The sequence below is a fragment of the Prescottella subtropica genome (assembly GCF_005434945.1).
Taxonomy (GTDB): Bacteria; Actinomycetota; Actinomycetes; order Mycobacteriales; family Mycobacteriaceae; genus Prescottella; species Prescottella subtropica.
The window spans coordinates 47,889-59,424 of record NZ_SKCH01000022.1 but is presented as its reverse complement, the minus strand read 5'-3'; the positions used below and the strand labels follow the sequence as shown (position 1 = coordinate 59,424).

The window sequence follows — 11,536 nt, the reverse complement described above, 5'->3', positions numbered from 1 at the left end:
AGCTCGGATAGGGCAGACTGGTCCAGGGCCATCGCGTGGTCTCCTTGTCGTGAGTTCCTTGGTCGGTACTCACAGAGCTTCACGCGGTGGCTCTTCCGCTTCCGGGACCGACACGGTCACGGATTCGGGGATCCCGGTTTACACCACCCCAGGGGACTCTCCCGAGGCCGTGCCGAAAGTTGTTCCCGCATCGACGTTCCGGCACGCAGTATCGGTACGAACTTATGGGACGCGGCGAGCTGGGGCGATCCGTTCCGGCCCGGTGCCGGCGCGGATCGACTCACCGTCAAGGAAGTGAGACGGTGCCTCGTGCAGTCACATCCAGTGCGCTCCTACTCCCTGGATGCGCATGTCCCCGCATCCAACCGGCAGAACTGACCGGTTCAGATGGACAACGACTCGTGTACGCGTAGCGCGCGCCGAACCCTTGATGACGGATGATCTTTCAGCATCTCAGCAAGAGGAGCTGTCATGTCACTAGGTTGTGTTTGCGCGAGCTGCGCCGCGACCGCTTGCGCAACGCGGGTGCCCGAGTCGTCCAGGACATGAGTGAGCAGTTCGAGCGCAGGCTGCACGGCTACACCCTGCGCTACCCGTCGAGCGAGACTGAAGGCCACTCTTGTCCTCACCCGTGTCGCAGGATCATTCGCGAGTACAGCCAAAGTCGTCAGGTCACTGGGACTGTTCCGGGCAGCGACCACGTGGACGGCTGCAATACGACCCTGTTCATCTCCATTGATGAGTTGCCACAGCTCAGGATCAGTGACGGCGTCCGGGCTGATTGCAGCGAGAGCAGCCGCCGCATCTCCACTCACATCAGGAGAGCCGAAGAACGGATGCGGACGTGGAGGATTCGTCATGATCTCTCGAAGGACGGGCACGAGAACGTCGACGATAGGCTCTGGGATTTCCGATCCGAACCGCTTGAGTTGCTTCAGTGGTTCACACAAGTGCTCAGAGAACGGCGCCCTCACCGTAAGTATCGATACGACTGGATCCCAGTTCGCCTCTGAGGGGTGCCATCTGTTGATGAGAACGAGGGTACCGGCGAAGTCCATGGCACCGATGGAGTGCTGTCCGTTTCTCAGTTCATCGACTTCGGAAAGGATCTTCTCGGTCAGGTGCGCGATGAGAGATTGCACTGTGTCAGAGTCCAGGTCCCGGACATCACCGAACGCCCGCAATGCTGCGAGGTCACCTCTGGCGATCTTGCTGCGTTGCGCTTCTCGAACGCCGAAATCCGCATCTGCAAGCAGGGTAGTGATCGCTTCGACGAGTTCGAAGTTGTCACCGTCCCTAGCTGCCAGCGCTCGACGGTCGAGATCTGTCCAGGCGTCATCCGGGATGCTGGACATCAGCGCGGCGTAATGATGGGCGTCGCTCTGATCGTCTTGGAGAGGCAGCGCCACGAGGTGGTCGATGACCTCGCGGATCGCAGATTCCGAAGCACCAGGCGTCAGATCTGACAACGTGTCGAGAACGATCGGGTTGACAAGGAACATAGGACGCAAATGCTCGACGAAAGAACTCGGATCTTGCAACACGGCCAGGAGCCATCGGGTGTGCCGGTCGACATTCTCCGTGGGAAGAACGTCGGCTGCGTGTCGCAGCATCTCCAGGTCTGCTCGAATCGAGGTCCGCGTGGACCCTTCGAGGTCGACGCGACTCGCGTCCTCGATCACCGCTTGGGCTGGACCGACGCGAAGGAGATGTTGAGCCGCTAGCTTCACGGAATCGGAGTCGCCGGCTGTCCTCATCAACCCCAGCGCCTTGGCGCTCGCGGTGTGATCTGTATCTGGTTTGGCCGTTGTGAGGATCCGCTCTGCCAGCATTCCTGCGGTATGGCGCCATGCGTTCTGGTCAGCGCTCATTCCTGCTATGAGGGAGGCCGCACGGAGTCGCAGCCATGTCTCATCGCTAGCTCCGAATGTTCTGCGAGCATCGTGAGCCCATTGTTTGAACGCCGACTGCCAGTTGTGCTGCAAGCCCCAGGCGACCTCCTGGGTGCGCCACCATGCAGCCAGAGTATCGCGCCCGGTGATCGCCGCGGACATGTTGCTAGAGTGCCACCCGCTGATCGTGAAGATCAGATCGGAGCTTGACCCCACGATAGCCATCACCGTCGGGTCCTGCGTGGATGTGCCGCGTAGGTTCTGCACTTCGACCGCGTGCTTGTATGCCTGTTCCAGATGACCCAACTCAGCTAAGCATCGCGCCTTGTGGGTCATGAGCCAGGCATGGTCGACGGGGTCGCAATCATCTTGATCGAGAACGAACGTCACTGCCTCCAGAGCATGTTCAGGTTCGCCTTCCTCAACAAGCAGTGCGCAGGTGATCGCCGCTGCAGATGCTCTCTGAAAGGGCTCGTCTGCGGTATCGATCAGTTCCCGAACATCCTCGATTTTTTTCCCGTTGACGAGGTAGTCATACATCGCGGCGTAGAGCCGCCATGCCCAGTCTTGAGACAACCTCGCTTCGTCGACGCTCGGGACCTTCGTCTCGCGATGGTTGTCCGGGTCAAGGTCTCGCAGGCGCATCTTGATGAGCAGCGCGATGGCCGACTCGGCTGTGAGTTCGGTGACCGTAAGATTGGGGTGCGGTGCGATCAATCGGGGCGTCAGGAGGGCATAGCGAAGCCTGTCGGCTCGGAGGACCGACCTTCCGCCGTCCCACGTGCTGCCTTCCCACTGAGCCCCGTCCCGATCACCTACCGCGACCCGAACGAGGTCTCCGAAGTGATCCGGGTCGACCGTATTCGATTCTGGAACAAGAATTTTCACTCCCTTCCCAGTCGACACGATTTTATCTCTCGTGACGTGTACCCAGTACGAGACCTCAGATTCCGGCGAATGTAGAACCAGCAGATGCGGCACCCGATGGTCGGTCCAATACTTGACATGACGATCATCGGAGTCAGTGAACCACCACCCAGCCTGGTGTCCATCAGCCTCGTTTGATGGTTTGCAGAAAAATGAATCCCCAGACTTGACCTGTGCGCCCACCAGCGCCCCCAGGTCGAAACCGCGGTCATCGCGCGCTTGGAGCCACAGGTCCGTGCCGAGGTCATGCTGCGTCGGATTCTCAGCCACACCCCAACCCAGCTTCTCGAACTTCAATGCCACCGCCGTTTCGCCGATGGCGCCGGTCTGCCCACGAGTACTCGCCCTCATGATATGCGCCTGCTCCTCGATTCAGATTTGTTCTTCAACGACGGTCAATTGCTAAGTTGTGCATAGATTCCCGGTAGCAGCTCCCCGAGGAGCTTCTGCGCGAGGCCCTTGTTGTTGAGGATCTGCACCGACAGATCGGCCGAGGAGTCCATCGCGCCGATGACGGCGTCGACGAAGGCGATGTCGATGTCGGGGCTCGCGGAGAACTGGGCCAGGCTGTTGTGCTTGGCCTGCTGCTGCAGGTTCTCGTTCTCCTCGAGCCGATCCTTGATGTGGGTGACGACGTTCCGGACGGACGAGTCGGGGTGGTCACCGGAGAACAGATCGTTGATCTTCTCGATGACCTCTTCGAGCGCGACCATGTCCGGATCCTTCACAGTCCCGGTGCCCGATTCCTTGGCCGGCTCCAACTGCACGCCTGCAGTGAGGGTGCCATGCTGCTGGGCCTGTTCGTGGTGGCCGAGGTAGTCGATCGTCACCGCGGACAGGTCGATCGGGGTCTGCTTCTCCCCACCGCTGAGCTGCGGGGCGAGGAGTTTGAGATAGATGGCGAGTTTCTCGAGCCACGGGTTCTCGTAGTCGAACAACTGGGACAGGAACTCGTACTGCCGCACGTAGGTGCCGGCGTCCTTGCGGAACATCGCCAGCTCGTCGACCGCCGCGGCGTCGTTGTGCTCGACGGCATCACGCATACGGATCGTGTACCGCTCGGCCGCCGGGGCGACCCACTTCTCCAACGCCTCGTGTCCCTTGCGGGCGAGGTAGGCATCGACGAGGCCGTCGACTTCGGAGGCCTCGTAGAGGCCGGCGACGGCGAGTTTGCGCATCGTGTCGTGGACGATGTTCGGATCGGTGACATCGGCGAGGGTGGTGGCCTCGTAGTACGGGGAGAACGCGTCCACGATGTCGGCGACCTCGTTCGAGAAGTCGAGGACGAACGTCTGGTCCTTCAGCGGCGCATACGTGCGGTTGAGGCGGGACAGGGTCTGGACGGCTTGGACGCCGCCGAGTTTCTTGTCGACATACATCGCGACCAGTTTCGGCTGGTCGAACCCGGTCTGAAACTTGTTGGCCACCAACATCACCTGGAACTCGTCGGTGGCGAACGCATCGCGCAGATCCCGGCCCTTCAAGCCGGGGTTCATGCTGGTCTCCGTGAACGGCTCCACCGTCCCGGATTCGGGGTCCTTGACCTCGCCGGAGAATGCGACCAGGGCGGCGACGTCGGTGTAGCCGTGGTCGGCGACATAGCGGTCGAAGGCGAGCTTGTAGCGGACCGCGGCCTTGCGGGAAGAGGTGACGACCATCGCCTTGGCCTGACCGTTCAAACGCCAGGCGACGTTCTCCCGGAAGTGTTCGACGATGATCGCGACCTTCTGGGCGATGTTCGTCGGGTGCAGCTTCACCCAGTTCATCACCGACTTCACCGCCGCCAACCGATCCACCAGATCCGCATCCGAGCCGCCGGCGCCGCTGGTGACGGCGATCGTGCCGTCCTTCGTGTCGTCGGTGGCGTACGTCTGCCCGTCATGGGAGAGACGGAACGCGGTCTTGTAGGGGGTGTAGTTACGCAGCACGTCGAGGATGAAGCCCTCATCGATGGCCTGCTGCATCGAATACAGGTGGAACGGCCGCGGCGTCCCGTCCGCGCCCGTGCGCCCGAACAACTCGAGGGTGGTGGCCTTCGGGGTCGCGGTGAACGCGAAGAACGAAATGTTGCCGGCCTCCGCACGGGCCTTCGTCTCCGCCGCCAGGATGTCCTCCGCGGACACCGCCGCGCCGTCGGCGACCTCGTCGAACTCGGCCTGCGAGAGGACCTGCTTGAGCTTGTTCGACGCCCCACCGGCCTGCGACGAATGCGCCTCGTCCGCGATGATCGCGAACGAGCGGCCCTGCAGCGACTTTCGGTCGGCGATCGCATCCAGGGCGTAGGGGAACGTTTGGATCGTGACGATGATGATGTGCGTCCCCGACTCCAACGCATCCGCCAACTCCGAGGACTTGGAGCCGGTCAGGCCGTCGATGTGGGCGACGACGCCGGTGGTGCGGTTGATCTGGTGGATCGCCTCCTGCAACTGGGCGTCGAGGACGGTGCGGTCGGTGACCACGATGACCGACGAGAACACCTTCTCGTCCGCCTCGTTGTAGAGGCTGGCCAGGCGTTGGGCGAGCCAGGAGATCGAGTTCGTCTTCCCCGACCCGGCCGAATGCTGGATCAGATACTTGTGCCCCGGCCCCTCACTACGGGCGGCGGCCACCAGCGCGGTGACGGCCTCCCACTGGTGGAACCGCGGGAACAACAGGGTTTCCTTGCGGATCTTCTTGCCGGTGTCGGGGTCTCTGCGCTCGGTGACCTCCAGGTGGAGGAACCGGTCGAGGATCTGAAGCCAGGTGTCACGCTGCAGGATCGTCTCCCACAGATACGACGACGCCGACCCGTCCGGGTTCACCGGGTTCCCGGCCCGACGGTTGTTGCCGCGGTTGAACGGCAGGAACACCGTGGCCGGCCCGGCGAGCCGGGTCGTCATGTGGACTTCCTTGTTCGACACCGCGAAATGCACCAACGCCCGCTTGCCGAACGTGAGCAGCGGCTCCCCCTTCGAGGCCCGGTCCTTCTTGTACTGCTCGATCGCATGCGCCACCGACTGCGTGAAATCGGTCTTGAGTTCGGCTGTGGCGACGGGGATTCCGTTGACGAAGAACACCAGATCGATCGATTTCTTGGTGTTCGACGTCAAGTAGTGCACCTGCCGCATCACCCGCAACCGCACCGCCCCATACTTCTGCGCGGTCGACACGTTGAGGCCGGAGTTCGGCTGGAACTGGCACATCGCGAACGACGCGTTGAAGTCGCTGAACCCGCGCCGCAGGACGGCAAGCGTGCCGCCGTCTGCCTTCAAGTCCGCGGACAGGGCCTTCGCGAGACGCTGCAGCAGCGCCGTCCTCGCCTTCTCCTGCACCTCCCGGGTGTCGGCCGGCTTGATCCGCTTCTCGAACTCGACCGGCTGCGTCTCCGCCAGCCAGGCGAACACATCCTCCGGGAACAACGCGAGGTCGCGGTCGTAGCCGGTGTCGTCCGGCGAGTACAACCAGCCGTGAGCGGCGAGGTACTGGCAGATTTCGTCCTCGAGGACGGACTCGTGATGCTGTGGCAACGCTGGTTCTCCTTGGCTTGCGGCTCGATCAGATCTGGTGGGCGGTAGTGGCCGTCAGATCGGGAACAGTTCGAGCGTGCGTTGTGCGAGTACCGCGGTGCGTGCCTCGATCTCATGTTCGGTCCATTGGTCGGCGGTGACGACGTCGGCATTCAGGCTGAGTCCGTTGCGGAAGCCGATGGCGTTACCGCGCCCGTCCTTGCGGTCCTTCTTGTAGGCGAAGGAGCGGTTGCCGAGGTTGCTGTTGAAGCCGGTGATGGTGAGGTTCCCGAGTGTGTGAGCGACACGCTGCTGGATGTCGCCGGCGGTCTCGCGGTCCCCGCCGAGCATGGCAACCCATTCCTCCGGCAGGTTGACACCCTGCGGCAGGATGTGCTCGATCGTCCACTTGTAGTGGGTGCTTTCGCGTTCCCACAGGTCGGTCCACGTCTCCTTGGTGAATCCATGTTCGGCGAGGGAGACCAGGACGAATCGTGCGACGTCCGCGTTCTCGTCGTAGATCTGCCCGGACAGCTTCTCGAGGAAGTACTCGTCCGATGCGGAGACCCGGCGCAGGCCCTCTCGGACGGTGGCCTCGACGTCGTCGCCCCGTAGCGGCGTCACCTGGTCGATGAGATCCATGAACCGGGCCTGCAGGGTGTAGGTCTGCGGGGTGCCGGTCAGGTTGCGGCGCACGAAGAAACTCGCCAGCAGTCGGGTGATCTGCTCGAGCTGCGTCTCGGTGAGGTCGAGGTCGTCGCGGCGGAGCATCAGGAACAGCAGCAGGATGTGGGACGGTGATCCCTGGGCGCGGGACAGCGCCCGGAGTGCGCTGTCGAGTCCGGTGCGGGTGTCCTCGTCGTCGAGGTTGCCGATGATCCGCTTGTAGGCCGAGCCGACGGTGGTGATGCCGTCGAGGAATGCCGCCAGATCAGCGGCAATGAGGGTTTCGTAGATGCGGATCAGGTTGGTGCGGGTGGCGATCGGGGCCTTCGCAACCGCCGGCAGGGCGGCTTTGAACGCGTTGTAGTACTGCCGGAAGAAGCGTTCCTGGTTCTTGTAGTCGTCGCCGAGGTCGGCGAGTAGGTCGTTCCAGCGGGCGAACACCTTGTCTGTGTCGAAACCGTCCCGCCGATCAGAGGCCGCGAGGAGATTGTTCTTGATGAGATCGATCGGGGTGAGCGGCATCCCGCGGTTGTTCAACGACTCGAACAGCACGAACGCATCGGAGTGGCTTTCGACCTCGAGTTTGACGAGAGTGGCGTTCTTGACGCGGCCGAGCATGTCGAGCGCGATGTCGATGACATCCCGACCCGTTTCGTCGGCGCGGGACTCGATACGGTTGGTGAAGTGGGTGCAGGCCCGCATGATCCGCCGGTTCCCGAGGTTACGAACCTTGGGGTGTTCGATGTCTATACCGATACGGGACAGGACGTTGAGGTAGTCCTCGTAGTTGGAGTTCTGCTTCTGGGGCCGCAGCCGGGGCCGGATGGGGCGACGCAGTACGAGTTGGCGGCGCAGGTTCGTCAGGTCGGTGAGATCGTCCTCGTCGAGCTGGTCACGCCGAGCCTCGAGGCAACCGTGGATGGCGGCGAGCAGCAGCGACAGGGTGGTCATGCGCTGCTGTCCGTCGATCAGTTCGAGCACGGTTTCCTGGGTGGCGTTCTCGGTCTGGTTGACGCAGATGATCGTGCCGAGGAAATGCCCGGAATCACCGACCGAGTCGAGGAGGTCGTCGAACAGGTCGTCCCACTGCTGCTTGCTCCACGAGTACTCCCGCTGGTACGTCGGGATCCGGTACACGATCGTGTTCTCCGGGCTCAGCAGCGTGTACACCGGAACATTGTCGACAGACTTGATCACTTCATTCCCCCATGCGCCACAAGGATATTCGCTTCTTCTACGACCGCGCCGCGGACGTCGATCTTCCCCGTCACCGCATCCGTGATCAGCGCCGACCGGTACTCACGCAACGTCCCGATCACCTCGGTCGACTTCACGATCAGGGCGTCGACATTCGCGCAGCGGTCATCGAGGAAGTCGACAATCTCCTGCTGCTCCTGGACCGGAGGCAGCGCAAGTTGGATGCGGACCATACGACTCAGCCCGAGGTCCTTGTTCGTCGCACCTCTGGTGTAGAGCTGAGATTGCTCGTAGCAGGGTGCGCTATTCAATGCGTACGCAAGGTATTCCGGCGTAACGGTGCCCCTGATCAGCTTCAGCACAGCAACATGAACCCACACCTGGAATCGACCCTCGATGTCGACTGCCCTTGCAATTCCAGTGGTGCCACCCTTGGTGTATAGGACATCACCAAGCTCGGGAACGACCCGTCGAGAGAACTCCACGTAGTCGTCCTCTGAAATGAACTTCGAGTCCGCGAGCGACCACCCGTCGACCTTGATGTTGCGTGCAGAAAGGAACATCACCCCCTCGCTCTCATCCACATACGCGGGAGAGAAGTGGGGGCCGTCTGAGACTGAGCGACACAACCGCCCGAGTCGGCACGCGGTCCAGTCCTCTGGAATCGAACCGAGCCAGGATGTACCTGAGTCCTTCATCGCGGCGTTCGGGTCGAGGCCCTTCATGACGGCCTGGGTGATCGTGGCGGCACGGTCCTCGCGCAGGGTGGCGATGAGCTGTTCCTGCTTGACGATCAGCGCATCGATCTTGGCGGTCTCACGGTCGAGGAAGACCGCGATTGCTTGCTGCTCCTCAATAGGCGGGCAGGGGACGCAGATGTCCCGTGCATCAGCCCATCGGAAATCTGTTGATCGCTCACGGATTCCCTTCGCGATTGCCGTAAGGAACCCAGACCGGGCGATGTGCCGCAAGATGTGAGCGAAGTAGTGGGGATCCTCCAGTCCGCTCGCACGGCATACCGAAACCACAGGGGAACACTTGCCTTGCGAGTCGGACACTCCGATCGCACCAGCGAACCCATCCATCGCATGGATGGCCAAATCACCGGGTTCAATGCCTTGATACCCGATGTACTTGTCGGCTTCGGTGAACCCGTCCGTCCGCCGGTTCGAGCGGCGTGTGACGGTTCCGTCCCGGAAGGCCGTCACGGTCTCAGCATCCTCCCCGTAGGGCCGCTGCATCTTCGTGAAGATGTTTCGCATTCGTTCGATTCGCCAGGACGCTGGAACTTGCGTGAGCCAATCGATACCAGACTCCGCGTACTCCGCATAGGCAGGCCAGCTCACGCGCCCACCTCCGCGAGCATGGCCTGGATCTCGGTGACGAGGCCGCGGAGGTCTTTCTGGATCTCGTCGAGGGGTCGGGGTGGGATGTAACGGTAGAAGTGGCGGGTGAAGGGGATTTCGTAGCCGATCTTGGTCTTGTCGTGGTCAATCCACGCGTCGGGCACGTGCGGGAGGACTTCGCGGTCGAAATAGTCCTCGATGTCCTCGGTGAGGGGCACGTTCTCGGTGTCACGAAGGGAGGAGTCGGCGTCGGGCTTGCCCTTCGACATGACGCTGTCGGCGGCGGGGTCGTGTTGGCCGACCGCACCCCAGATGGCCTTGACGACGGGGGCGCCGGGCTTGGTCATGCCGGCGATCTTGAGTGCGGTTTTCAGGTCGGCGACGAACTTGTCCCGGTTGGACCATGACCGGCCGGCGAGTGCGGTGAGCGCATCCCGGACTGCAGTCTGCTCATCAGCGGGCAGCTTGGCGATGGCCTTGACCGTGAGGACCTGCTCGGCGGTGTCCTCGTGGACGTGGAACGACAGCTGCAGGGGGCGTTCGACGGTGATGGTGCGGTACCCGAACGCGGTGTTGTCGAAGATCTTCGACAGGGCAGGCTCGTCAGTGCCCTCGTCGTTGCGGAAGCCGTCGTACAGCTCGCAGATCAGCTTGATGTCCTCGTCACGCAGCTGCTTGCGCTTGGAGCCCAACGATTTGCGCATCTTGCCGAACATGTCGACGGCGTTGATGAGCTGAACCTTGCCCTTGCGCTCCTCGGTTTTCTTGTTGTCGAGGATCCAGATGTAGGTGGAGATGCCGGTGTTGTAGAACATGTCGGTCGGCAGGGCGATGATCGCGTCGAGGAGGTCGTTCTCGATGATCCACTGCCGGATGTTCGACTCGCCGGAGCCGGCGCCGCCGGTGAACAGTGGGGATCCGTTGAGGACGATCGCCAGGCGGGAGCCCTTGTCGGCGGGGGTGCGGACGGGGCGCATCTTCTTGATCAGGTGCAGCAGGAACAGCAGCGAGCCGTCCGAGACACGGGGAAGTCCGGGGCCGAAGCGGCCGGCGTGGCCCTGCTGTTCGTGTTCGGCGGTCACGGTCGCCTGCTGGCTCTTCCATTCGACGCCGAACGGCGGGTTGGAGAGCAGGAAGTCGAAGTGGTGCCCGGAGAAGCCGTCGTCGGAGAGGGTGTCGCCGAGGTAGATGTTGTCGACACTCTGGCCCTTGATGACCATGTCGGATTTGCACATCGCGTAGGAGCGGGGGTTGATCTCCTGCCCGAACAGAACCGGCTTCGCGGCCGGGTTCATGGCGACGAGGTGGTCGTAGGCGGTCGAGAGCATGCCGCCGGTGCCGGAGGCGGGGTCGTAGATGGTGCGCACGATCCCGGGTGCGGTGAGCTCGAGGTCCTGGTCGGCGTAGAGCAGATCCACCATGAGGGCGATGACTTCGCGGGGGGTGAAGTGGTCACCGGCCTGCGCGTTGTTGGATTCGGCGAACTTGCGGATGAGTTCTTCGAAGATGTAGCCCATGTCGTGCCCGGTGACCCGGTCCGGGTGCAGGTCGACGTTGGCGAATTCCTTGACGATCAGGAACAGGCGGTCCTTCTTGTCGAGTTCGGCGATCAGGGTGGGCAGGCCGTAGCCGTCGAACACGTCGCGGATGTTCGTGGAGAAGCCCTCGAGGTAGTCGAGGAGGTTGTCGGCCAGGCCGGCGGGGTCGGCGGCGAGTTTGCCGAAGTCCCACACGGAGGTGTTGAAGAACGGCAGCGCGAACTTCGATTTGAGGACCACGAACGGGTCGATCCCGAGTCCCTGGGTCTTCTTGTACTCGGCGAGCACTTGATCCTTGGTGGGGGCGAGGATCGCGTCGAGGCGGCGCAGGATCGTGAACGGCAGGATCACGTCGCCGTACTGGTTCGGCTGGTAGGGGCCGCGCAGCAGGTTCGCGATGTTCCAGATCAGACTGGCGTTGGTGGTGGCCATAAAAGGGCTGGTCCTTCGGTGTTCGATGGGTCGATGCACGGTATCTGTGGGCG

Annotated in this window: 5 protein-coding genes; all 5 read right to left on the bottom strand. The window is 62.5% G+C overall.

The genetic code is table 11. The features are described from left to right. Positions 1 to 383 precede the first annotated feature (383 nt). From E0497_RS16665 to E0497_RS16645, 5 genes are read right to left on the bottom strand one after another with little or no spacing between them, the layout of a single operon-like run. Positions 384 to 3,170, bottom strand: a complete 2,787-nt coding sequence (locus E0497_RS16665; protein WP_137725914.1) for a DUF4365 domain-containing protein — start codon at positions 3,168 to 3,170, stop codon at positions 384 to 386. Positions 3,171 to 3,214: 44 nt separating this feature from the next. After that, entirely contained in the window at positions 3,215 to 6,325 is a 3,111-nt protein-coding gene (locus E0497_RS16660) for a type I restriction endonuclease subunit R (RefSeq protein ID WP_137725913.1), read from the bottom strand. 54 nt (positions 6,326 to 6,379) lie between these two features. Then, positions 6,380 to 8,167, bottom strand: a complete 1,788-nt coding sequence (locus tag E0497_RS16655; RefSeq protein WP_137725912.1) for a DUF262 domain-containing protein — start codon at positions 8,165 to 8,167, stop codon at positions 6,380 to 6,382. After that, on the bottom strand, positions 8,164 to 9,513 hold the full coding sequence (locus E0497_RS16650; RefSeq protein WP_137725911.1) for a restriction endonuclease subunit S: 1,350 nt from the start codon (positions 9,511 to 9,513) through the stop codon (positions 8,164 to 8,166). Before E0497_RS16650 ends, E0497_RS16655 begins: the two co-directional genes overlap by 4 nt. Then, positions 9,510 to 11,483: a type I restriction-modification system subunit M gene (locus tag E0497_RS16645; protein WP_137725910.1), complete on the bottom strand. Its 1,974-nt coding sequence runs from the start codon at positions 11,481 to 11,483 to the stop codon at positions 9,510 to 9,512. The genes E0497_RS16650 and E0497_RS16645 overlap by 4 nt, the downstream gene beginning before the upstream one ends. Positions 11,484 to 11,536: the final 53 nt, after the last annotated feature.

What these genes read in the sequence shown, in the direction of transcription:
- E0497_RS16645 (WP_137725910.1), bottom strand. Translation starts at nt 11,483, where the DNA reads ATGGCCACCACCAACGCCAGTCTGATCTGGAACATCGCGAACCTGCTG.
- E0497_RS16665 (WP_137725914.1), bottom strand. Translation starts at nt 3,170, where the DNA reads ATGAGGGCGAGTACTCGTGGGCAGACCGGCGCCATCGGCGAAACGGCG.